Here is a 25,312-nt window from a genome sequence, read left to right on the forward strand (position 1 = left end):
GTCATTTCTCCTATTCTTTAATTGAATATTTTTTTTCTCTTAGCTTGAATGCAATATTTCCTCCTTCAAGAACTTCACACACATGCTCACGTATTCCTTGGCTTTCTAAAACTTCCTCTTTTTCAATTAATTTTGGAAACGTATGCTCTAAACTACCACTTACGTATTGAAATTTCTTATTCTCATTATTGATGTTTTTTTCTCCATGTTGATTAGCACAAATAACTAGTTCACTATCTGCTCCTACAACAATATTTGGATTATGAGTTGCCACAATAACCTGTCTAAATTTTTTCTTATTACGTAAATACTGTACAAGGTTGTTGTAAATTGCTCGATTATCTAAATCATCTTCTGGTTGATCTATTAAAATAGGACAGTTTTTGTCACTAAAATCCAAGAGAAGCTTAAGTACAACAAATGCTTTTTTACCATCAGACATCTTTTTAAAATCGTCGCCTTCATATTCTATATCATAGCTAAGACTAAAAAAGTTGGTTGACAACAAAGAAGTAATAAGGCTTTGATTAGTGTAACCTCCTTTTAATGTTAGTTGGTTTGCTTCTAATTTGTCAAAAAGATTAAATTGATGTGATTCGAAACTATTAAAATCAACATAACTGTATTCTGCTAAATCTCTATTTGCAGAACCTTGTAAGTTTAATCCAGCATTTAAAATAGATTTATATTGTTCTCCTTCGAATTTATATTTTCCAATAATTGCTAACCCATCTTGACTATCTGAAAGATTTCCTAAAAGATTTGTTATTTTTTCATAAAATAATTTATGAGCTAAAGTAATTTTAGTTTTGATTTCAAGTACCTGCTGTTTCAGATTAGCTATTTCGGATAATAAAGTGTTTATTTCAAATAATTTGTCTGTTTGAGTTTTAATTTTAGCTTCATACTCTGAGAGTTGAGAATTGTCTTTATAAGCTTGAAGAACTTTCAGATAAACTACATCTTTTGATAATTCTTCAATTTCATGATTTGCTCCATCAATGGTTGCTTTTCCTAAAGCTAGTAACCTTTCTAACTCCTCCGACCATTTTCTTTGAGCGTCAGCTTTGATAGCATCTAGAGCAGTGGAAATTGAATTTTTCACCTCTTCACTTAGAGATATTAACTCATAGTCAAGATTATCTTTAATTACACTAATTGTCTTCAGTTTATCAATTAATCCAACATCCTTTGTAATAGATTGAATTCGTTGATTATAGTCTTCAATAGATGTTTTTACTCCTTCGTAATGTAATTTTTCTTCGTCTGTTATTGCCGTGACAGAAAGCTTTATCAACTCCCCCTTAAGTTTTGCAATTTCGTCCTCTATACCTTTTTTATCACCTTTATCTCTAACCTTACTTTCTTTTTCTTGGATATCTCTTAAAAGCAAAAAATAATCACTTACAAAACCAGCTATTGACTTTGAATTATCGGTAACAAACCGCTTATATTCATCAAGAATTGGTTCTTTACCGTTTTGAATTAAGATGTCATTTACAATCTTATTAAGTTCAGCTTCATTTCGAGCTATTTTATGCATATAACCTTGCTCAAAATACTCAACCTCTCTATTATTCTCTTCCTCTCCGTCTTTCCAAATAACTTTTATTGTATCGGAGATTTCTTTTACATATTTTTGATAACCTGAATCCGAAAACTCAATAGCTCTCGTTGTTTTTACTTTTGTCGCTATAGCACCAAGTAAAACAGACTTCCCTGAAGATCTACCTCCGATAATTGAATTAAGATTTTGATTTAAATGGATTTTATTATTGAAAATAGAATCATTTATAATTTCTATATGATCTATAATTTGATAGCCCGTTTTTTCTTGCGGCTTGCTTGCTTGAATTAAAACTCGATCCTCTGGTTCATAAATTACTTGTTTTAATCCTTCAAAAGTAGGGTCAGCTTTAATCCAACAAAACCTATTTAAATCCGGAACACATATTTTTTTACCATCTTTAGAGCCATGATAATCGGAGCCATGTAAACATGGTTTTAGACTTCCATACTTTTGTTTAATTATTTCTTCGCTATCTACACCTTTTCCAAGAAAATAAATTTTATCATTAGGTTGAGCAGAAAATATAAAGTGAACACCTGAGTAAATTATTTCACGAATACCTTGAATATCTTTAATACCCGAAGCACCATCTCCACTATTATTTGAAACTCCTATTATTATATTCTCTTTTATTCGATCTGATAAGCTATTATAAATTTCGAAGAATTTATCATAACTAATTGCGAACTCATTTAATCCCTTTTTAAAGGCTTCTTCATCACTATAACTTGAATTTGCTTTACGTCCTAGTCGAATTAAATCTTCTCTTTTACAGGTTAATTTATCAGGACCAAACTCAAATTTATATAGAAACCTTTCTATTTCTTCTACATCTAAAACTTCAGTATTAGGAATTATATGAAGGTTAATTTTTCTATTATCATTAGTGACAGGTGTTATTCTTAATTCAATATTCGGTAATATTAAATCAAACTGTGATAGCTCGTTAGATCTACTCAACACTAATTTATATGCTTCTAAAGAAAAATAATCAGTAATTCCTAAAACAGTAATATCGTTAACAGTTTTAAGTTCATCTATAAAACGATTTTGCTTATCAAGCAAATCATTTCCTTCATATTGATCATTTTTCGCACATGTATATATACTTGGGGCGTGAAAATGTAAGTCCCATTTACGCCATTCTGATCCTTTATGATATTTATTAATATGCTCACTCATAATTTAGTTTTTCACCCGTACCTCACCACTCATCAACTTTGGTAATAAGGTATCGCGAAGTTTAGTTAGGGTTTGGATTTGTTGTTGATTTTCAAATTGTTTTTTGAACAATGGTTCTGCAAGTATATTATATTGATGGATAATATTTTTATCAATTTTTACACACGGAGCTGAGAATATTGCTTTCGGCTCAATCCTTTGGTGACTACCACTTGTTCCTCCAACACCTGCAGCAATCTCATTGTAATAAATAGAATTGGTTAACCAACCATAAATAAAATACAAATAGTCATTGTCTTTAGGTTTAACAACTTGTAATTCTGTTGAGCAAATCGCATGTTCTTCTACACTATCTTGTATCAACCAAACTCGTTTATCCTTATGTGGATTCAATTTTGAGAATAAAATAGAGTTTTCTTCAACTTTATATTTATTGCTTTGAATTTCTTTTCCAAATTCTACAACTGGTTTTTTATTTGAATCAAAAGCAGGAATACTGTAATGATAGTAAAGTATATCAGGATTTTTTTTCGGATGTACTGATATCTTAGAATGAATCGCTAAATCTCCAATTGTACAATCCTCCCAATCCTCTTTAGCTTCTTCAATAAACCACTGACGGAATAAAGTTTCTGCCAAAGCCTCTAAGGTTTGGTTTTGTTGGTGTAATAAGTCGATTTTATCATCCAAACTCGACAATACCGATGCAATGGCTTTTTGCTCGGGAAGTGGGGGAAGTTGGATTTCTAAAGTCTCTAATTGACTTCTCGAAATATTTGGGAATGTTGAACCAGTTGCACTAGCTAACAATAAATCTAAATTATAATCTAATAGACCTTTAATAAAATAATTGTAATCAGCCCCACTTTTATGATTAATTGCAGCTAAACCTCTTCCAATTGAGTACACTTTATCAGCCCAATTCATTCTTCCTGTAGTGGAACCTCTAACACAAAATAAAATATCTAAAGGAACACATTCCTTTCTTGAATCAGTTGTATATTGCATTTCTTTAGGATGCTTTAAGCCAAACTCTGTAGGTCCATTTAAAAGTGGCAATCCATTGCTATTATTACAGGTTTCCCCTTTAGGAGATTGTCCCATTTTAATATTGGCAATATCCAAAAGTTTTCCTTCTATCCATTCTCTATTCTCCATCCTTCGGCAATTCAATTTTCAAAAGGTTATCCGCAATAATGGCATTCAATTCAGCTTCTTTGGCTAATTGTTCTTCTAAAGTGCTTTTCAATGACGTAAAACGCTCTACAAAGTTGAAATCGTCTTCTTCATCCGGTAAACCTACATAACGCCCAGGCGTAAGTACATAATCCAATTCTGCAACTTTAGACACAGGTACCGAAGCACAGAAACCGGCGACATCTTCGTACTGCCCATCTACATTACGCCAATTGTGGTAGGTAGATGCAATTAATTCGATATCTTCTTTGCTCAACTCACGATTTCTACGGTTGATGAGATGCCCAAGATTACGCGCATCGATAAACAATATTTCGTTTTCGGTATTTCGGAATTTTGCATTCGGTACTTTCTTACGGCGCATAAACCATAAGGCCGCAGGAATTTGCGTATTCAGGAACAACTTCGCAGGTAAGTTCACAATACAGTCGATTAATCCCTCTTCTATTAAGTTTTTACGGATCTCGCCTTCGCCTGACGTTTTAGAAGTCAAAGCTCCTTTTGCCAATACGACACCCGCTTGTCCTGTTGGTGCCAAGTGATGGATAAAATGTTGCAACCAACCAAAGTTGGCATTCCCTACTGGAGGTGTTCCAAACTGCCAACGCGCATCATTACGCAATAAATCGCCCGACCAATCGCTCACGTTAAACGGAGGATTCGCAATGATATAATCGGCTTTTAAATCTTTGTGTGCATCGTTCAAAAACGAACCTTCTGAATTCCATTTTACCCCCGTAGAATCGATCCCACGAATGGCTAAATTCATCTTTGCCAAACGCCAGGTGGTTTGGTTGGATTCCTGTCCGTAAATCGAGATATCATCAATTCTTCCCTGATGGTCTTCCACAAACTTTTCCGACTGCACAAACATACCACCCGAACCACAACACGGATCGAATACACGACCTTTTTGTGGTTCCAGCATTTCTACCAACAACTCTACTACTGAACGAGGCGTGTAGAACTGTCCGCCTTTTTGTCCTTCCGCTAAGGCAAACTGACCTAAGAAATACTCAAAAACGTGTCCTAATACATCAGCAGAACGCTCTTGGGTACCGCCAAAATTAATGTTGCCGATCAAATCAATTAAATCTCCTAAACTGGTCGGATCCAAATTTTGTTTGGCATATACTTTTGGTAAAATTCCTTTCAATTGTGGGTTTTCTGCCTCAATAGCATCCATACCATCATCTACAATTTTACCAATGGTAATTTGCTTAGCCGAACTTTGTAAAAACGACCAACGCGCAGAAGGTGGCACGAAGAATACGTTTTCTGCAGTATATTCTTCTCTGTCTTCCGGATCTGCTCCTTGATCGATTTGTGCGGTTAATTCTGCGTGTAATTTTTCAAATGCAATCGATATATATTTTAAGAAGATTAAGCCAAGAACCACGTCTTTATACTCTGCTGCATTGATGTTTTTGCGGAGTTTATCTGCTGCTTTCCATAAGGTTTTCTCGATAGATTCTTGTACTTCTTCCTTTTTCTTTTTAGCCATTAGTTTTGTTGATTTCTATAAAGTAATTCAATTGTTAAAATTACAAATAGCAATTGAAAGGACAAAGCGGAAAACCGTAAAGAAGACATCTTATTGAACGCTCATTTATAATCCTGATAGTATTCACAAATATCTATCTACTTTCAAACCCCTCCTTAAACTTCAAAAAACTTTCAGCCTCTTTCGGGTTTTTATGCATCCATTTATTCATAATTACTGTGTTAGTTTTAAGTTGTTCCAAATCGGAAGTTTTGTAAATGCTTTTTCCTTCGTTTTCGATTTCGGTGAGGATTTCTTGGCGAATTTCGGTTTTGGTTTTTATACTTTCCGAATACCAATTTTTAGCAAGTTTTCCAACGGAAAAAATTGTAATGATTGAAAGAATCAAAATTCCAATGCTTCCAAAAAATAAATATCTCCCCGCTTTAAATTTCTTTTCAAATGCCTTGAATTGCTTCAATGTTGTTTCAGGAATTATGACATCAATAGTTTTTGGTATTTTTTCTAAAAAAATTTCTCTTTCTTGCTTTTCTTTTTCAAGCGATTCGACTAATTTTAAATACATAGCATTCATTCCTTGCAAAGAAGAATCTGTTTTGCCTTTTAAACTCAATAAATCTTCGAATGCAAATTCTGCTTTTATTCCTTGTTCAATGTTTCTCTCGTTGGTTTCAATTACTTTTTTTAGCAGTTCTAAACCAAAATCCTGATTGTTTTCTTTGTTTTCCATTTTGTTTAAAATTTTCTTCGTTTTTTCTTTAATAATTCTTCTTCTGAAGCGGTAAATGTAGGTTTCAATAGGTCTTTTGATAGATTTTCAATTTCATTGAAAAATGATTTTCCTGTTCCATTTTGGGATTTATTTTCCGAAATTTCCGAACTGAATTTCATTTGATTCTCATTCAAAATCGTCTTTATATCCGCAATTTTCAGTTTGTTTGTGATTTCAGACAATTTATAACCTGAAAAGTATTGGCGAAGTGTATCATTGTTAATGTCCTCATTCCGAACAATTCGCATTCCCGAAACGCCAATTTTCACATTCTCCGAAAGGGTAACTCTATAATTTAATTGGTGCATTTTTTGGGTGAGTTCTTCAAAATTCTTTGCTGTTTTCAAGCAAAATTTCAAATCTATTAGCATTTGATTTTTCTTTTCAATGCCAATTTCAAGGTCGGTTTTCAGGTTCATTTCTTTGCAAACTTCACGAACGGCTTTTCCGAAACTTTCTCCTATTTTATGAGCTTTTATCGTATTCTTTCCGTGAATATTGATTCTATTAACCACAAAATGAATATGTTTTTGCTTGGTTGAAGAATGAATATCCAACCGAATTTGGTTTTGTTCCGTCACGCCAACTTTTCCCAATGCTTTCAAAGTTAACTTCACCAATTCTTCGTTCGATAATGTGTCGCCAATCGATTTTTCGGGCGAAATATATCCAGTGAAAGCCCATTTCCTCACATTAGAATTTCTGTCAGCAATCGTTTTCATTTCCAAAAATTGTTGTTCTGGATTTTCATTCAGAAGATTTTTGCTGTAAACCATTTCTGCTTTTCCTTTATCGTTTCCGTTATATTCCAAAGCGATTTTGGAAATTCTTCTTGTGGTTGCAGAGTTATTCATTTCGATTATTTTTTTGATAGAGATAGTTTTTGATTAAACCCAAAACCAATTCTATTTCCATCAAGATTTCTTTTTTATTTTCAAAAGCAGTCCATTCTTTATTTCTAAAAAGGTTTCGGATTTTGATAAAATTGTCGCCATATTTCAACAGAATTTCGTCGGTTTTAAATTCATTTATTTTCAATTCTTTTTCTGTGAATATCAACCGTAAATATTTTGAAAAAGTGAGCTTAAATTTTTCCGATTCCTTTCTAATTTCTTCAAATTCTTTCTCAGTAAATCGTACCGAAATCACCTTAGAAAATTGTTCCGAAGTTTTCTTTTTTAGTCCACCTTTTCTTCCCAATTTTTGGAAGTATTTTTTCTTTTTTTGCTCTGCATTTTTTTGTTCTTCCACTTTGGAAATTTGCTGAACAAACGTTTTCAAAAAATCATTTTCCATTTGTTTTTTTTGTCTTTAATTGTTGGTTTTAAAATCTGTTTTTGACGATAGGAAAAAACCAAAAAGTTCAAATTTTTCAATCAGCGGACACGCTTATTGTAAACTTTGGGTACTTTTTGCACTATCTATCTGCCGAATTTTGGATGACGTTCTTCTTTAATTTCATTGTTCATCAAAAACGCATTCAAATCTTTGTGATTTTTGTAGAGTAAACGTTCGTCTGAACTATTTTTATGAAGGCTAATTAATTGCTCCGTTGCCAAATTTCCAGCTTGGTCGTTATCAAAATAAAGTTCAATTTTTTGATAGTTTTCAATTTCATTTTTTGTTTTTAAAAGCATAGAAACGGAATTTAAAACAAGGTAATCCGAAGGTTCTTTTTCGAGTGATTTTTCTAAAATTTTGAATGATAAATAATCTGTAAATCCTTCAAAAATTCTCAAAGTTTCACTTCCGTTTTTTATGGTGGAAATATCCTTTTTTCCAAGACAGATTTTAGTCAATGGATTCCGAATTTCGTAACCTCCGGAATCATTTTGAAAAGCCAATCCGAAATATTTTTTCTCATTCAGTAAATAATGAATTTCCTTTAATTCTGAATTTTGGCTTTCAAGATTTCTAGATTTTAAATACTCCAAAAGTTTGAGATTTTGAACATTTTTGATTTCTAAAATTTCATAATTTGATGTCAGCTTTTCGTTGGATTTTTCTTCGTTTTGATATTTTGAAATTGAATATTCAAACCTTTTCAAATAGTGGAGTGCATCCGAAACCGAACATTTTTTAATGGCTTGAACTAAAGAAACATTATCGTATTGTTTCCCTGTTCCAAAATCGAAAGCGGTATTTTTAGTGAAATTAACAATTACACTTGCTGTTCTTTCGTTTCTGTTAAAAGCAAAATAAAATGCTGTTTTAGGATTTTCTTTGCTTGGGAAAAGAGAAAAACTCTCTAGAATTTCCCGAATATTGATATTTTCGTTAGCTGTTTTGCAGTTCATTTTTTGTAATGTTTTAAAGTTTTGTAAGTTTTTTCAGAATCTTCTTACCTTTCTACCAAAGTCTTTGTTAGAAAGTGTTTTGGTTAATTTTTGTCAGTTACCTTTCTTTACCTTTTTACCTTCATTTTTATTTGTTTTGGTAACTTAGGTAAGAAGTGATTTTAATATTACCTTATTAGAAAAGCCCTTATTGATGGTGGTTTTCAAAGGTTTTAGGTAAGTTGGTAATTGAGGTAAGTCGGTTTTTAATTTTCGTTTTTTGATTCTTCGATTTTTCGTTTGATTAAATAACCATAGACTTGCCTTTTGGAATGTTTTATCCGTTCATAATTCAAGACCGTTAATGCTTTTCCTATTTTTATAATGTTTAACCGAACTCCCAATGCATTGTTCATCGCCAACATAATATCCGTTGCTGTGAGGAATTCATTTTTACTATCCGATTTCTCAAAATGAGTGAGAATAATTTCCTGCTCTAAACTGACTTGCTTGTATTTTTCATTCCGTTTCTCGTTTTCCAAAATATCTTCGGCAGTGAGTTCCGGATTGTAATTTTTCCTTTCAAAAGCATTGAAATATGCTTGAGCCCAAACTTGATTGATATTGATTTCCTTTGAGTAATTGAAATCAATTTCCAACACTTCAAAAATTTGCCAGCGAACGCTTCCTGTTTCATCCGTCAGAAAATCAGAACGATTCGTGGAGCCACAAAACGAAGCGGTTCTGTGCATTAATGACGATTTTCTGTCATAAGGTAGTCTTGCATTAATGGTATTTTTGGAAATGAAAGATTTCAGCGTATTCACATCTATTTTTGACATGACGGATAGTTCATCTATGTTAATTATTAGTGATTTACAAAGCGAAATCAATCCGTCTTTATCAATTCCAATATCTTCGGTGTAATATTTTTCTAGTTCGGTTGGAATCAGGAATCTCAAAAAGCTGGTTTTTCCAGAATTTTGTTTGGTATTGAACAAAACCAAGCATTGTTTGTTGACGTAGCCTTTCTTCAATGAGCATAAAACTGCTCTTGTCAGCCATTTTTCAAAATGCTTTTGAAATGATTCATCGTCAGTCATTGTTATGTGATTCGCTAATTTTTGAATGTGATTTTCGCCGTTCCATTTTGGTAGATTTTCAAAGTAATTTTGAATCGGATTGTATTTCTCTATCCAATGACTTTTCAGTAAAATTTCCAACTTATTCAACGTAATATTAATCCCGGATTGAATCAATTCAATAAACAGGGAATTGATATTCAATTCGTCCCAATCTTCGTTTTCCGTTCGGATTTCAAATTCCAAAGCAATTTCATTGTATCTGACTTGATATTTGTGATTCAGATATTTAATCACTTTATCAAATACCGTAACAGAACCTGTTTCGGTTTGATACCGTTTTTGTGGCGAATGCATCAGAATTATTTTAGATTCTTATAATTCGCTCTCGCTTCGGCTTCTATCTCTTGAATGGTTTTCTTTTTACCTTTAGAAATCCAATCTAAAAGTTCCTCTTCAAAAAAATAGAGTTTCTTTCCGTTTTTGTAACATGGAATTTTCCGTTCCCGAACAAGCGTATAAATAGTCGGTTTTGCTTTACCTATTATTTTACAAGCTTCGGAAATGTCAATAGGAATTTTTTTGGTAGGAACTGTAGAAACTTGTTTTTGCTCTACAATTGATTTGATTTCGGCAATTTCATTTGCCAAATGTGCGACTGCTCTTGGCAGATTTTCAAAGTTGATTTCGTGCGCATCCATAAGTATCGTTTATGATTGTTATGGTGCAATGATAATTTATGTTCTGTGTGTGTTTTTTGTATGATAAAGAATGTTTAAATCATACTGATATCATAGGAGGTTTATTAATCAATATTAATTGTATTTTCCTTTATTGAAGCAGGTTATCTTCAATTTTTATTAATCCTTCATTTTTTCTTGAAGTAAGTTGTTTTTCTATTGTTGGCAGCACCGTATCATTAAAAGTATAGGGGAATACTGTCTTTAAAAACTTCGCAACATCTTTTCTTTCATTTTTTCCCTTGTAATGATTCCAGACATTCCATCCGAAATGCTTTAAATCAATAGTACCAAGAACTTCTACCTTAATTGGATTTACATTCTCAATTTTACCATCCTTAAGGAAATTTACAAGATACGTGCAAAATCTAAGAATTTCTTCATCAGAAGCGTACGGTGCAAATTTTTGTTTTGTGTATTGGACAATAAAATCTAACTTTCCCTGAAGGATCTTTTCGTTGTCAGATTTCGCTTGAATTCTTATTTTTTCAATATCAGAAAGTTCAACTGGCTTTTCAGCTTCCAATAATGTATTTGAAATTTCATTTTCAACTTCAGAAGTTAGTTTTTCTTCTTCAATAATAGTTGGGAGATTTTGTAAAGGTTCTTCATTCAATTCTAATTTCTCAAAATTATCTATACTAACATCATTTGGAACAGCTTCTTGTTTTTCAACATTATTCTTATTATAAAATTTCTTTTTTATTTGTTTGAATATTTCTATAAGAGAAATCCCAAAAGTAACAAAAGCCAAATACAATAAAATAAATACGAAATTGATAACCCAAAAAATACTATTTGCAGTAAATTCATCAGCTCCTTTTTCAAGCACTATCAACCTTACTCCTAAACCTGTAATTACTCCACCAATAATAATAGCAAGATTTTGAATTAAAATATCTCGATAATCCTGTTTCATTTTCTATTTTTTGAGAGTGTTTTTAATTGAATAGCTTCAGCTGCTTTGTTTTTCTTTTCATCTATCACTTTTGCATAAACTTGAGTCGTTTTAACATTCGTGTGACCAAGCATTTTACTAACGGTATATATGTCCGTTCCATTGGATAATTGCAAAGTGGCAAACGTGTGACGAAAACAATGGAACGTAATATTTTTATTAATTCCTGCCTTTGCTACCCAATTTTTCAATGGACGATTAATCCAAGACGGATTCGTTAAATTCTCAAAAACTAGATCATTGGGAGATTTCGGTTCTCCACAAATCTCTAAAGCTTGCTGAGAAATCGGCATATATTCTACTCCTTTTGTCTTTTTTTGCGTGAAGTTGATTCGTGGCTGATTACCTTCAAAACTTATTTCATTCCACTTCAATTTCTGAATATCGGAATGTCGCAAACCTGTTAATGCTGAGAAAAGTGCAGCACGTTTCAATACATCGTTTTCACAAGGTGTTTCTACTAATGTATTCAATTCTTCAATGGTTAAGTATTCTCTTCTGGTTTCCTGAGAAGGAATGCTTTTGATTTTTGCAGAAATATCTGTGGTAAAATAGCCATCAATGAAAGCTTGTTTCAATGCTGCTTTGAAAACAGAAAAATACGTTGATGCAGTATTTTGTGAAAGTATTCCATCTTTGTTTCCTCCTCTTTTAGCGGTCAGTAGAAACGATTTAAAATCCTCACAAAATTTAAAGTCAATTTGAGAAAACACTATCGTTTCTCCAGCAAACTCTTTCAAAAATTCGATAGATCTTTCCCAATTTATAATAATTGAACTTGAACTGTTTTTATGTCGCTTCTTTATTACAGCTTCAAAAAACTTGATAAAATTTTCCTGAGACTTTTCTTTCTGTTCAGCTTGAATAGTATCTAATTCACTATAAAGATCAGCGTTGTCGTATTCCTTTTGCCGTAATTTTCTTGCTGCATCGGCATACAACATGGTTTCAATATCATTATCACTCTTACAAATAATGATTCCATTGTCATTTCTTTTTGGTTTGTAAGAAACGGAACTTTCTGTAGTTCTTGCTACTCTTTTTTTATCAAAATCCACTGTGGTTACACTTCTGTTGAGATATTCTCTAATACGCTGAGGAACTTTCTTTCCGGCAACCCGAACAGGATAACTTTCCAAATAAATGTACCATTCCTTTCTATCCTCCGCTTTTCGAAGCCGAACGGTGACTTTTGTTTTGGTTAATTCTTTCATCTGTTTGCGAATATTTTATCGATTTCATCTTTTGGAACATAAACAAAACTTCCCACTTTCTTTGTTGGTATTTTGTTTCTCCTAATTACATTATTTACGGTTCCCGGATCAGCATGAAATTTTTCACTGATTTCCGTAATCGTGTAGCAATTCCCAACTTCGAAATTAGGTTTTGATTTCTCTTCTTTTTTCGGTGGAAGTTCAACCGAAGTGAACATTAATTCTAAATCTAATTTACTTACCCTAGTAAGTCTTTCTCCAAAATTATGTGCAGGAATCTTTCCATTTTTAATTAATCTACGAATGGTATCTTTTGAAATTCCGAAAAGAACTACCGCTTCACTAACTGAAATATAGGGGCGAGTTTGTATTTCTGCAATTTTCTTAACAGACTTTTCTAAAAGCGATTGTTTTTCCTCCAAATCTTTTGCAATTCGCTTTTGTCTTTTCCCTTCTTTTTCCGAACAGTATTTACTGCAAAATCTTGTGGTAACTGTTTTAGCTTCGAACGGTTTTTCGCAGAACTCGCAAATTTTTGGAATTTTCAATTTACTAAAACCCATTACAATTTTTTTTGATTCTATAGATATTTAAACTTAGTTAAAATATAATAAGACCTAATAAGGCGCACATATTCTGTATTTAACGCTCGGTACAGATATGATACAAAAATAGGGTAAAAATCAATCAAAAACAAGCAAAACAAAAAATGGCTAAAAACCAAAAATCGCTGTAAATAGTATATTTACAGCGATTTGCTAATTATTGTTAATTGATAGTAATCAGTACTTACTTGACTTCTTCGAAGTCTGCATCCTGTACATCTTCTGCACCTCCTGCATTTCCTCCGTTTTGTGCTCCTGCATCAGCTCCCGGCTGTTGTCCTGCTGCGTACAATTCTTCTGAAGCTGCCATCCAAGCTGCATCTAAAGCTTCTGTTTTAGCTTTTACATCATCTGCATTTTTAGCTTCGAAAGCTGTTTTCAGTTCTCCGTGAGCAGTTTCAATAGCTGCTTTTTTATCAGCAGATAATTTTTCACCAAACTCCTTCAGTTGCTTTTCAGTCTGGAAGATCAATCCGTCTGCTTTATTGAAGATTTCAACTTCTTCTTTTTTCTTAGCATCGGCAGAAGCATTTTCCTGAGCTTCTTTCTTCATTCTTTCGATTTCCTCGTCAGAAAGACCTGAAGAAGCCTGAATTTTAATGGACTGTTCTTTACCCGTTCCTTTATCTTTAGCAGAAACACTTAAGATACCGTTTGCATCAATATCGAATGTTACTTCAATTTGAGGAACTCCTCTTGGTGCAGGTGGAATATCTGTAAGGTCGAATCTACCGATTTCTTTGTTGTCGTTGAACATTGGTCTTTCTCCCTGTCCTACTCTGATGCTTACAGCTGGCTGGTTGTCAGAAGCTGTAGAGAATACCTCAGATTTTTTAGTTGGGATCGTAGTGTTTGCTTCAATTAATTTAGTGAAAACAGAACCCATTGTTTCGATACCTAAAGAAAGTGGCGTAACATCTAATAAAAGAACGTCTTTTACGTCTCCGGTTAGTACACCTCCCTGAATTGCCGCACCAATTGCTACAACCTCATCCGGGTTAACTCCTTTAGACGGTTTTTTACCAAAGAATTTCTCAACTTCTTCTTGGATGATCGGGATTCTTGTAGAACCTCCTACCAAGATTACCTCGTCGATATCTGAAGTAGATAAACCTGCATCTTTCAATGCTTTAGCAACCGGCTCCATAGATCTTCTTACCAAATCCGCAGATAACTGCTCGAATTTAGCTTTCGTTAAAGTCTTCACTAAGTGTTTAGGACCTGTAGCCGTAGCTGTGATATATGGAAGGTTGATTTCAGTTTGTGGAGAAGAAGACAACTCGATTTTTGCTTTTTCAGCCGCTTCTTTCAATCTCTGTAATGCGATTGCATCAGACTTTAAGTCAACTCCTTCTTCAGATTTGAATTCATCTGCCATCCAGTTGATGATTACATCATCAAAATCATCACCTCCTAAGTGTGTATCTCCGTTTGTAGACAATACTTCGAATACACCATCTCCTAAATCTAGGATAGAGATATCGAAAGTACCACCTCCTAAATCGTATACCGCGATTTTCTGATCTTTATGGTTTTTATCCAAACCGTAAGCCAATGCAGCAGCAGTAGGCTCGTTGATGATTCTTTCTACTTTAAGACCTGCGATTTCACCCGCTTCTTTCGTAGCCTGTCTCTGTGCATCGTTGAAGTATGCAGGAACCGTAATTACCGCTCTTATTACTTCCTGACCAAGATAATCTTCAGCAGTTTTCTTCATTTTCTGAAGCGTCATTGCAGAAATTTCCTGTGGAGTATATTCTCTGTCGTCGATTTTTACTTTTACGGTATCGTTTGGTCCGGAAACTACTTCATAAGGTACTCTTGAAATTTCTTTCGCATCTTCTTTAAAGTGAGTTCCGATGAATCTTTTAATTGAATATACTGTTTTCTTTGGATTTGTTACCGCCTGTCTTTTTGCAGGATCTCCTACTTTTCTTTCGCCATCTTCTGTAAACGCAACGATAGACGGCGTTGTTCTTTTACCTTCTGCGTTAGGAATAACAACAGGGTCTTTACCCTCCATTACAGCAACACAAGAGTTGGTTGTTCCTAAGTCAATTCCAATTATTTTACTCATAATATTTTTATATTTTTTCTAATTTTTAATTTTAATTTACACTCAGTATTTCTCAATATTTATACCATTCAAAATTTTGTGACAAATTGACAGAAACAATCTGAAACAGGAAAAAATAATTTTATTTTTCAGCTTGAAAATTTTAGAAATACAGTTTAAAATAAACCTAAACTTTACTTTTTAAATGATTTGAATTTTTGTCACAAAACGTTTTAATACTTGTTAAACCATATCAATTTTGTCACTTAACGGCTATTTATTATATAATTCATTTATTTTAAATTAAAAATACAGAACGGAACTGCAATTTTTCAGATAGTTTTAATAACTTTAATGGATTACAAAAATCATCCGGTTTCAGAATCTTTTTGGCTCTAAAATTTAATTAAAGCTTAACGCAAAAAGGTTTCAAAAGATACCACGAATTATTATTTTTGATAAATTATACACTAGAGAATGTCATTACATTTCAATCCGAGAGATATTACCTGGCTTGCCTTCAACGAGAGGGTTTTACAGGAAGCCATGGACGAAAAAGTCCCTTTACATTTAAGAATCCGTTTTTTAGGAATTTTCTCCAACAATTTAGACGAATTTTTCCGTGTGCGGGTTGCAGGTTTAAAGCGCGCCATGGATTTCAAAGAAAAAGTAATTGCAGAATCTTTTTATCAGCCGCCTTCCAAAATTCTCCAGAAGATCAATGATATTGTGATGCGACAGCAGCAGAATTTTGACAAAACCTGGAAGAAAATTCTTGCTGAAATGGCGGAACATCATGTTTATATTAAAACAGCTAAAAATTTATCTGCTAATCAGAAAGAGTTTGTAAGAAAATATTTTGATGAAGTGGTAGAATCCAACGTCATTCCTATTCTGCTTCATGAGAATACACCGATGCCTTATATGAGGGATAAAAGTCTTTATCTGGGTGTTGCGATGAGGAAAAAAGACTGGCAATATTCCAGTAATTACGCCATTATTGAAATTCCTTCAAGATTTGTAGGAAGATTTGTTTTGCTTCCTTCCGAAGATGTGGAAGAGAAAAATGTAATGCTTTTGGAAGATGTCATCACCTTCAATTTACCCCATATTTTCTCTTATTTCGGATATGATGAATTTGCAGCCAATGCTTTTAAAGTAACGAAAGATGCCGAGCTGGAACTCGATAATGATATCCGGACTAATTTTGCCGAAAAAATTGAAAAAGGCTTAAAAAACAGGCGAAAAGGAAAACCAACCCGTTTCGTTTTCGATAAAGATATGGATAAGGCACTTCTTGAAATGCTGATCCGAAAATTAAACCTGACGAAAAAAGACAGCATTATTCCCGGAGGAAAAATTCATAATTTTAAACATTTCATGGATTTCCCTGATGTTTTTGAGAAGTATGAAAAACCTGTTGAAAGAAGTTCTTTTACCCACCCTGCTTTTGAAAACACGGAAAGAGTAACGGATGTTATTCTGAAACATGATGTTCTTCTTACCTTCCCTTATCACAAATACAATCCTGTAATTGATCTTCTTCGTGAAGCAGCAATGGATCCTGATGTAAAGTCGATTCAGATCACAGCCTATCGTTTAGCGAGCAGCTCGAAAATCATCAATGCTTTAATTTATGCGGCAAGAAATGGTAAAGAAGTGACGGTAATGCTTGAGCTTCAGGCAAGATTTGATGAAGAATCTAATCTGGAGTGGAAGGAAATGCTGGAACCGGAAGGCATCACTGTACTCATTGGAATTCCGAATAAAAAAGTTCACGCAAAGCTATGTGTCATTAAAAAAAGATCTCATAATAAAACAATCCAGTACGGTTTCGTAAGTACCGGAAATTTCAATGAGAAAACTGCGAGAATTTATGGAGATCATTTATTAATGACTGCGGACCGCGGAATTATGGCAGATATTAATAAGGTATTCAATGTTCTGAAAAAACCGAAAGACGATTATCTTCCGATTTTAAAAACCTGCAAAAATCTTCTCGTATGTCCGCAGTTCATGCGTGAAAAGATTGTACATCACATTGATAAAGAAATTGAAGAAGCCAAAGTGGGAAGACACGCAGAAATGATCGTTAAAGCCAATTCGGTAAGTGACCGTTCCCTGATTGAAAAGCTATATGAAGCAGCACAAGCCGGAGTTGTCATCAGAATGATTGTAAGAGGAATTTACTGCGCTGTCAATCAGAAAGATTTTAAAGAAAAAATAAAGGCAATAAGCATTGTAGATGAATATCTGGAACACGCCAGAGTAATGTATTTTTACAACAAAGGAGCCGAAGATATGTATATTTCTTCCGCAGACTGGATGACGAGAAATTTAGATTACAGAATTGAAGCTGCCGCAAAGATTACGGATAAAAATCTGAAGAAAGAACTGAAAGATATTCTCGACATACAGTTGAAAGATAATGTAAAAGCACGTATTTTAGACAAAAAACTGAGCAACGAGTACATTCACAATCCGAAGGAAGAATGCCGTTCTCAGATTGAAACCTATCGATATTTAAAAGCCAAAACAAAGAAAAAATGAAGATCGCAGCCATAGATATAGGAAGTAATGCAGCCCGACTTTTGATTAATGAAGTAAAAATTAACAATAAACAGCCCGAATTCATCAAACTTAATCTTTTGAGAATACCACTGAGATTAGGTATGGATGTTTTTACCTTAGGAAAAATCGGCGAAGAAAGGGAAAAAATGGTAATCGATTCCATGAAGATTTTCAGCGATCTGATGAGAATTTATGATGTTGAACATTACCGAGCATGTGCCACGAGTGCAATGCGTGATGCTTCAAACGGACAGAAAATTATTGAAGAGGTTAAAAAGACATCAGGAATTAATATTGAAATTATTTCCGGTGATGAAGAGGCTACTCTGGTTTTTGAAAATCATGTGGCCGAAGGACTGGATAAAGAATTTGCTTATTTGTATATTGATGTCGGCGGAGGTTCTACAGAGCTTACTTTCTACGAAAACGGAAAAATGAAGTACGAAAAGTCTTTTAATATCGGAACCATCCGTTTGCTGAACAATCTGGTAACGCCCGACAACTGGAAAGATATGAAGGAAGAAATCCGAAAAAATATCAACAGCAAAAAGCCGATTGTTGCCATCGGTTCAGGAGGAAATATCAACAAAGTTTTCTCCATGAGCAAAACGAAAGACGGTAAACCGATGTCGCTTTCTCATCTTAAAAAGGTATATAAGGAGTTTGATGATCTTACGGTTGATGAAAGAATGACAAAATATAATCTCCGCGAAGACAGAGCCGATGTTTTGGTTCATGCTTTACAGATCTTCAATAACGTGATGTCATGGTCGGAAATCAACAGGATTTTTGTTCCGAAAATATCTGTTGCGGATGGATTAATCCACAATATTTATACTAAGCTACAGGAGAAAAAGTAAGATTTACTTTAATAAATCATAGAACCGGTCATATCCTGACCGGTTTTTTATTTTGGCAAAGGTTTACGAGTTAGTTTGATAGTTTCGGCGGCGGCTTCGCCGCCGCCGAAACTATCAAACCCTTATCAATTAGGTTAAATAATACCCAAATTTCAAAAAACGCAAAAAAATTGTATAATTTTTGATACCACATAAAGTAAAAATATTCCTGAAAACGTCAACAACAGTAATAACAGTAAAGAAATGGATTCAATAAAAATAATTCTCACGGGAGCAACAGGAATGGTAGGTGAAGGCGTTTTAATGGAATGTCTAGAGAATCCGAACATTTCTGAAATCCTCAGTGTAAGCCGAAAACCGTCGGGTAAAAAACACGCCAAATTAAAAGAATATATAGTTTCAGATTTTTTAAAGATAGATCTGAATGATGAAAATTTCAAAGGATATGATGCCGTCTTTTTCTGCGCGGGAATCAGCAGTGTAGGAATGAGCGAGGAGGAATATACGAAGATTACCTATGATACAACGCTTCATTTCGCAAAGGCCGTTCTCAATCAGAATCCGGATATGGTTTTCAACTATGTTTCAGGAGCGCACACGGACAAAACAGAAAGCGGAAAAATGATGTGGGCAAGAGTAAAAGGCAGAACGGAAAATGCACTTAGAAAATTAGGATTCAGGGCAGCATACAATTTCCGACCGGGATTTATGAAACCTGTTGAAGGTCAGGAAAATGTAAAATGGTTTTTTAAGCCGTTTATTTGGGTTTTCCCTGTTTTATTACCCTCAAAATCATTAACTTTACATGAAGTGGGTATTGCAATGATCAATGCCGTCTTAAAAGGATATCCCACCTCAACATTAGAAATTAAGGACATTAAAAATCTTGCGATATGAAGGAAATGTTAAAAAGAATTTTTCTGGTAGCTTTTATTTTACTGGTTCTGACGGCAATTTCAGGATTTTTTTATATGCAGAAGCATCCCATGGAAGGAAATAAATTCACGGGTAAAAATCTGCGTTTTTCCGGTCAGGTCTCAAAATAAAATATTTTTGGGAATCATCCGTTCTAAAATCATTTCAACTGAAATCGATTTATTTTTTCCTTGCCTTATCATCTCATTATTAACTTAAATTTATTTTTATCTTTTATTTATTAATCATTTTTTAAAATTTGCTTAAAATCTTTGCAAAGTAGAACCTTCATTTTTGCATAAATTTAAAGTAAGTAAAAATGATTAACAACTACTTGTTAAAAAGTTCTGTTGTCGCCGCATTCTTTCTTCAGGGAGCGGTTTTCGGGCAGAACGCTCTTATCCATTACTGGAATTTCAACAACAATGCTTCAGCAGCTTCCATCACTGCACCGACTTCCACTTTATTGGGAGGTTCGATGACTGCCGTAACCAATGGAACTACTGAGGTAGATTTTGCCAATGGAACAGGGCAAAACTTCAACGTCGACAATTTAAATGCGAGAAACGGAGATGTTTCAGGAACGCATTTACGCTATAATTTCCCGATCAACGGAAACCTTCAGTTCAATTTGCCAACAACAGGATACAATAATGTTGTAGTGAAATTTACGACAAGAAGATCCGGTTCCGGAGCAGGAACGCAGACGTGGAAATATTCTGTGGACGGAACGAATTTCGTTACTTTTCAGACGGTTTCTCCTTTAGATGCCAATCCGCAGCTCATTACGTTAGACTTTTCAGCCGTTTCCGGAGTAGCCAACAATCCTAATTTTAAACTTAAAGTTGAATTCTCACAAGGTTCAGGAGGAACTGTGGGAAACAACCGTTTCGATAATTTTACCGTAGATGCAACCCCCATTAGCGCAGCCGATACTACTCCTCCCACCGTAACTTACCTTCCCTCAAACAACGCAAATAATGCTTTAACGACTGTAAATCCCACGATTTCTTTTAATGAAAGTGTAAGATTAACAGACAATTCCGCGATCAACGATTCTAATGCACAAATGCTTGTCGATTTCCGTCTTGGAAATGCTTCAGGTTCTCAGGTTCCCTTTACAACTGCGTTTTCCAGCAATAAAATTACAGTAATCCCGACTGTAGTTTTAACCCCGAACCAAACGTATTATCTGGCTTTAAAACCCAATATGGTAGAAGACACCAGTGATAATGCGGTTACAGCAGTTACTTCCACCACTTTTACCACCGCAGGAACCTCAATTTCTCTGGATAAAAATTTTATTAAAGTCAATGAAAATGTCGGTACTTTAGCATTTAAAATAAATGTTACGAATCCGTCAAATTCAACAGTGAATTTGGTGGTGAAACCTGCTCCTTTCAGCACAGCAAACAGCGGCGACTTTACACTAACGAATCAGACAATTAATCTTACTCCTTCCACAACGAGTTATACCGTAAACATCCCGATCACCGATGATTCGCTGGAAGAACAGCAGGCTGAATATTTTGTAGTAAGCCTTGAAAATCCGGTCGGGGCAATCATTTCGGGAGACAGCAATGCAACAGTTTATATTGTTGATAATGATAAACCCGCTCCGGTTCCAACTCATCAGATCTCTTTAAATTATATCGGAAGTTTTGATCCTTCGGGAACCAATACCAGTTCTACGGAAATTGTGGTTCATGATCCTGCCACACAGAGATTATTTACCATCAGTTCCATCACCGATGTTTTTGATATTATCAATTTCAGCAATCCTACTTCGCCAACAGTTGTTAATACCATTAATATGGCTCCTTACGGCGGAATTACAAGCATCGCCGTGAAAAACGGAATTATTGCTGCGGCTTCTCCAAATACCAATCCGCAACTGAACGGTTCTGTAGTTTTCTTTGATATCAACGGAAATTTCCTGAAGCAGGTTACCGTAGGAGCTTTACCGGATATGATTACTTTTTCACCGGACGGAACAAAAGTAATGACCGCCAATGAAGGCGAGCCGAACGATGCTTATACCGTAGATCCAGAAGGAACAATCAGCATTATTGATATTTCAGGCGGAATTGCGAATCTTACGCAAAGCAATGTTACGACGCTTAATTTTAATGCTTTTGATTCTCAGGTTTCTGCATTAGCGGCAACCGGTGTAAGAAAAGTAAGAACAAACAATACGCTTTCTCAGGATTTAGAACCTGAATACATCACAATTAGCTCAGACAGTCAGAAAGCATGGGTTACACTTCAGGAAAACAATGCAGTTGCTGAAGTTAATTTAGCCACAAAAACCATTACAGGAATTTGGGGATTGGGTAAAAAAGACATGAGCATTCCCGGAAACGGTTTTGATGCTTCTGATAACAACGGAGAGATCTTAATTGCAAACTGGCCTGTAAAAACCTATTTTACTCCGGATGGCATTCAGAATTATAAAGTTGGAGGAACTAATTATATCGTCACTGCCAATGAAGGCGACGAAAAAGACCTTACAGGATTCAGTGAAAGAACTACAGTAGGTGCGAATGATTATGCTTTAGATCCCGCTATTTTCCCACAGGCTTCTGTTTTAAAAGCTTCTTATAATTTAGGAAGATTCAGAGTTTCCAATGCAACCGGAAATACAGACGGAGATGCAGATTTTGAGGAAATTGCAGCTTTGGGAGCACGTTCATTCTCGATCTTCAATGCAGATACGAAACAGATCGTCTACGACAGCGGAGACCGTTTTGAGAGATATATTGCTGCCAATCATCCATTGATCTTTAATGCAGATAATGAGTCCAATACTGTTAAAAGCAGAAGCCGTGCAAAAGGTCCTGAACCGGAAGGAGTGGCGTTAGGAAATATTAACGGACAAACGTACGCTTTCATCACACTGGAAAGAACCGGCGGTGTGATGGTTTATAATATTACCGATCCTAACAATCCTGCTTTTACGGATTACAAACATTCGAGAATGACTTCTGCATACGGAGGCGATAACGGACCTGAAGGACTTATCTACATTGCCTCAGAAAATACAACGACCGGAAAAGGATATGTAATTGTTGCCAATGAAATCAGCGGTACATTATCGATGTATGAAATTGCCAATGCCCCGACTTTGGCAATCGGAGAGGTAAAATCTGAAAAAGCAACCTTCAATGTATTCCCGAATCCCGTAACAAAAGGAAATATTCTGTATTTCAACAGAGCGCAGGACTATGAATTGTATGATATGTCCGGAAAGTTGATCGGAAAAGAGAAAAATGCTTTAACAATCGATACTTCGATGCTTTCCACAGGAGTGTATCTTATAAAAACTTCCGAAGGACATCTGAAAAGAGTTATTGTAAAGTAGATTATATAGTATTTAGTTGATTAAATAAGTCTCGAATTTTCGGGGCTTTTTTGTTTTAAAGAAATTCAGTAGTTTTAAACTTTGAAATACCATGAAAACGCAATTAGAAGAAATCATCCATCAGGTTTACCATAAAGAAAAACGAAATCTTTTCACTTTTTTAACGGGAGCTGGAATTTCATCCGACAGCGGAATTCCTACCTATCGCGGAACAGACGGAATCTGGGTAAAAGGAACTCAGTTTCATAAGCCTGAAGAATTCGGGACACTGAAATATTTTAAGCAAAATCCCGAAGAAGTTCTGCAATATTCTCTTTTCAGGAAAAAAATGTTTGAACATGCAGCACCCAATGAGAGTCATTTTCATTTAGCCGAAATTGAAAAGATGCTGCAGAATAGGTTTCATCTGATTACTCAAAATATAGATAATCTTCACCGACGCGTCGGAAATCATCGAATTTATGAAATTCATGGAAATAACCGTGAAATTAAATGTTCGAACGGATGTAAGGAAATTGTACATCTTCCGGAAGAAATTAAAGGCAAAAACATTGATGAAGATCTTACAGCAAAAGATATTGAACTGCTTACCTGCTCCCATTGCGGACACTGGATGCGCCCGAATATTTTATGGTTTGATGAATATTATGATGAAAAGACCAATAAGAAATTCAGTTCGCTGAAAGTGGCAAAAAACAGCGGAGTGCTTTTCATTATCGGAACTTCAGGAGCGACAAATCTTCCTCTTGCCATTGCTGAAACTTCGTTAAAATATGGAGCTTATATTGTTGACATCAACACGGAAGACAATCATTTCACGGAACTGATTGTAAATAAAAAAAATAAGCTGATCATCCGGGAAAAGTCTACTGAGGTTTTAAGGGTGATTAAAGAGATTATTGAAAATTTATCTGAAATTTAAGATGGATAATCCGGACATTAATTTTTTAATTACAAAAGCTTTTAAGGCTAAACACAATAATAACTACTGGAATCAGATTATAAAATTAAGAACATATGTAAATGATGAAATGATTTCGGAATGTTTTGATATGCTTGATTCTGATGATGTAAAATTTAAACAAATCGGGATTGATATTCTATGCCAATTAGGAAATAAACGTGGAAACTTTGTTGAGTCTCTTTTTGATAAAATCTTTGAAATTTTAAGAACAACATCTGATGAAAATCTTATTTGTACATGCCTTTTTGCCATTGGTCACAACAACCAGCATTTAAAAACAAAGCATTTCAAAACTTTAGAACAATTTAAAAATTCAGAATCTAAAGAAATAAGATATGCACTTACTTTTTCTCTACTCGGAGTTGAGAATTATAAAGCCGTAACAATGATGATAAAACTGGCACAGGACAGAAGCCTGAGAGTGAGAGACTGGGCTACTTTTGGTCTCGGAACACAAATCGAATGTGATAATGAAGATATCAGACATGTTTTGTATAAGAATTGTTTTTCTAAAGACCATCAGATAAGGCATGAAGCTATAAAAGGGCTTGCAAACAGAGAAGATAAGAGGGCAAAAGCTGTAATTTTGCAGGAACTTAAAAGCGAAAGCTACGAAAGCATTTTATTTGATACTCTCTTAAATATAAAACACGGAGAGCAGTATATTCCTGATCTTATGGCTGTCTATGATAAAGTGAGGGATGACAAAAATATTAATCCACAATGGATTGCAGATCTTCAAAACTGCATTGAAATATTAAAAATCAATCAATAATCATGTTTGCATTTTTATTAGAAAAAGAAAGTAAAATTATTACCTACATTGATGAGGTTAAAAATCTCGAAAGCAGTAAGACAAATCTTGGATATAGAGAAATAAGATTAATCGGTATTGAGAATATCGACAACTTCAAGACTGAAATCGAAAAAGCTACCAAGATTTATGATAATCAGGGCTTTTTTCATTTACTGGATAAAGATAAATCCATTGTAACAAGCACTTTTATCAGCGGAATTAAAATAATAAAGTCTAAAAAGATCAACATTACTGTTAGCGGAACAGTCTGGTTTCATCCAAAAGGATTTCATAAATCCTGGAAAATGTTTCTCAACAATGAAATTACCGAAAGAAATTCCTGGAAAAAACTCGATAAAGATGAGTTACAGGGCTGGCTGGTTTTCGCATTACATCGTATGAAACCTCAACCCGCAAAAGAAAATCTAATCCTCAGGCTTGATGGAAATGATTTTAATAATTTAGATGAATTTTTTTGCTCCTTCGGAGAAGAGGTAAATGGAATTGGAGGATATTTTGGCAGAAAATTGTATGCTTTATATGATTGTTTTCGGGGAGATTTCGGGGTAAAAACCATTACTGAGATTACATGGTATAATCATGAACGAAGTAAAAAACTCCTAAGATCAAATTTTGATAAAATATTACACATATTTCAGGAATATGAAATTAAAATCTATCTTAAATAA

Annotated in this window: 21 protein-coding genes; 8 read left to right on the forward strand and 13 right to left on the reverse strand. The window is 34.3% G+C overall.

The window, feature by feature from the left end; translation table 11 throughout:
* Positions 1-10 precede the first annotated feature (10 nt).
* From H6W52_RS02040 to dnaK, 13 genes are all read right to left on the reverse strand, one after another.
* Positions 11-2,752 carry a TrlF family AAA-like ATPase gene (locus H6W52_RS02040; protein WP_185216417.1) on the reverse strand — a complete coding sequence of 914 codons (2,742 nt, stop codon included), beginning with the start codon at positions 2,750-2,752 and terminating at the stop codon, positions 11-13.
* Between the two features lie 3 nt (positions 2,753-2,755).
* Positions 2,756-3,910, reverse strand: coding sequence for a restriction endonuclease subunit S (locus H6W52_RS02045; RefSeq protein ID WP_185216419.1), 1,155 nt, complete (start codon positions 3,908-3,910; stop codon positions 2,756-2,758).
* Positions 3,900-5,453 carry a type I restriction-modification system subunit M gene (locus H6W52_RS02050; RefSeq protein WP_185216422.1) on the reverse strand — a complete coding sequence of 518 codons (1,554 nt, stop codon included), beginning with the start codon at positions 5,451-5,453 and terminating at the stop codon, positions 3,900-3,902. The genes H6W52_RS02045 and H6W52_RS02050 overlap by 11 nt, the downstream gene beginning before the upstream one ends.
* A gap of 133 nt (positions 5,454-5,586) precedes the next feature.
* On the reverse strand, positions 5,587-6,183 hold the full coding sequence (locus H6W52_RS02055; protein ID WP_185216424.1) for a hypothetical protein: 597 nt from the start codon (positions 6,181-6,183) through the stop codon (positions 5,587-5,589).
* Between the two features lie 5 nt (positions 6,184-6,188).
* Entirely contained in the window at positions 6,189-7,079 is an 891-nt protein-coding gene (locus H6W52_RS02060; protein ID WP_185216426.1) for a relaxase/mobilization nuclease domain-containing protein, read from the reverse strand.
* The gene (locus tag H6W52_RS02065; RefSeq protein ID WP_185216428.1) at positions 7,072-7,521 is read right to left on the reverse strand and encodes a plasmid mobilization protein; all 450 of its coding nucleotides are present in this window, start codon (positions 7,519-7,521) and stop codon (positions 7,072-7,074) included. Before H6W52_RS02065 ends, H6W52_RS02060 begins: the two co-directional genes overlap by 8 nt.
* A 125-nt stretch (positions 7,522-7,646) precedes the next feature.
* The gene (locus H6W52_RS02070; RefSeq protein ID WP_185216430.1) at positions 7,647-8,522 is read right to left on the reverse strand and encodes a toprim domain-containing protein; all 876 of its coding nucleotides are present in this window, start codon (positions 8,520-8,522) and stop codon (positions 7,647-7,649) included.
* A 245-nt stretch (positions 8,523-8,767) separates the two neighbouring features.
* Positions 8,768-9,940 (reverse strand): VapE domain-containing protein, encoded by a 1,173-nt coding sequence (locus H6W52_RS02075; RefSeq protein WP_185216432.1) that lies wholly within the window; start codon positions 9,938-9,940, stop codon positions 8,768-8,770.
* A gap of 5 nt (positions 9,941-9,945) precedes the next feature.
* Positions 9,946-10,284 carry a helix-turn-helix domain-containing protein gene (locus H6W52_RS02080; RefSeq protein WP_078704777.1) on the reverse strand — a complete coding sequence of 113 codons (339 nt, stop codon included), beginning with the start codon at positions 10,282-10,284 and terminating at the stop codon, positions 9,946-9,948.
* A gap of 130 nt (positions 10,285-10,414) precedes the next feature.
* Complete coding sequence (locus H6W52_RS02085) at positions 10,415-11,242, reverse strand: hypothetical protein (RefSeq protein WP_078704778.1); 828 nt, start codon at positions 11,240-11,242, stop codon at positions 10,415-10,417.
* Positions 11,239-12,495, reverse strand: coding sequence for a site-specific integrase (locus H6W52_RS02090; protein WP_185216435.1), 1,257 nt, complete (start codon positions 12,493-12,495; stop codon positions 11,239-11,241). The genes H6W52_RS02085 and H6W52_RS02090 overlap by 4 nt, the downstream gene beginning before the upstream one ends.
* A complete protein-coding gene (locus H6W52_RS02095; RefSeq protein WP_228457504.1) occupies positions 12,492-13,043 on the reverse strand; it encodes a helix-turn-helix domain-containing protein in 552 nt (183 codons plus the stop codon). The genes H6W52_RS02090 and H6W52_RS02095 overlap by 4 nt, the downstream gene beginning before the upstream one ends.
* Before the next feature lie 241 nt (positions 13,044-13,284).
* The gene (gene dnaK / locus H6W52_RS02100; protein WP_116096094.1) at positions 13,285-15,177 is read right to left on the reverse strand and encodes a molecular chaperone DnaK; all 1,893 of its coding nucleotides are present in this window, start codon (positions 15,175-15,177) and stop codon (positions 13,285-13,287) included.
* Positions 15,178-15,633: 456 nt separating this feature from the next.
* Here dnaK and ppk1 point away from each other — a divergent pair, with 456 nt between their 5' ends.
* The 8 genes from ppk1 to H6W52_RS02140 all read left to right on the forward strand — a co-directional run bounded on the left by ppk1 (position 15,634) and on the right by H6W52_RS02140 (position 25,312).
* A complete protein-coding gene (gene ppk1, locus H6W52_RS02105) occupies positions 15,634-17,706 on the forward strand; it encodes a polyphosphate kinase 1 (protein ID WP_116096092.1) in 2,073 nt (690 codons plus the stop codon).
* Positions 17,703-18,587 carry an exopolyphosphatase gene (locus tag H6W52_RS02110; RefSeq protein WP_116096090.1) on the forward strand — a complete coding sequence of 295 codons (885 nt, stop codon included), beginning with the start codon at positions 17,703-17,705 and terminating at the stop codon, positions 18,585-18,587. The genes ppk1 and H6W52_RS02110 overlap by 4 nt, the downstream gene beginning before the upstream one ends.
* 243 nt (positions 18,588-18,830) lie before the next feature.
* Complete coding sequence (locus tag H6W52_RS02115; RefSeq protein WP_087709170.1) at positions 18,831-19,484, forward strand: NAD-dependent epimerase/dehydratase family protein; 654 nt, start codon at positions 18,831-18,833, stop codon at positions 19,482-19,484.
* Positions 19,481-19,633, forward strand: a complete 153-nt coding sequence (locus H6W52_RS02120) for a hypothetical protein (protein ID WP_157967229.1) — start codon at positions 19,481-19,483, stop codon at positions 19,631-19,633. The genes H6W52_RS02115 and H6W52_RS02120 overlap by 4 nt, the downstream gene beginning before the upstream one ends.
* A gap of 188 nt (positions 19,634-19,821) precedes the next feature.
* Positions 19,822-22,863, forward strand: coding sequence for a choice-of-anchor I family protein (locus tag H6W52_RS02125; protein WP_116096086.1), 3,042 nt, complete (start codon positions 19,822-19,824; stop codon positions 22,861-22,863).
* Between the two features lie 91 nt (positions 22,864-22,954).
* Positions 22,955-23,785 (forward strand): SIR2 family NAD-dependent protein deacylase, encoded by an 831-nt coding sequence (locus H6W52_RS02130; protein WP_116096084.1) that lies wholly within the window; start codon positions 22,955-22,957, stop codon positions 23,783-23,785.
* Position 23,786: 1 nt separating this feature from the next.
* Positions 23,787-24,602, forward strand: a complete 816-nt coding sequence (locus H6W52_RS02135) for a hypothetical protein (protein ID WP_123891929.1) — start codon at positions 23,787-23,789, stop codon at positions 24,600-24,602.
* A 2-nt stretch (positions 24,603-24,604) separates the two neighbouring features.
* A complete protein-coding gene (locus H6W52_RS02140; RefSeq protein ID WP_116096080.1) occupies positions 24,605-25,312 on the forward strand; it encodes a barstar family protein in 708 nt (235 codons plus the stop codon).

Source organism: Chryseobacterium sp. C2(2020) (genome assembly GCF_014218915.1).
In the GTDB taxonomy this organism is placed as follows: Bacteria; Bacteroidota; Bacteroidia; order Flavobacteriales; family Weeksellaceae; genus Chryseobacterium; species Chryseobacterium mucoviscidosis.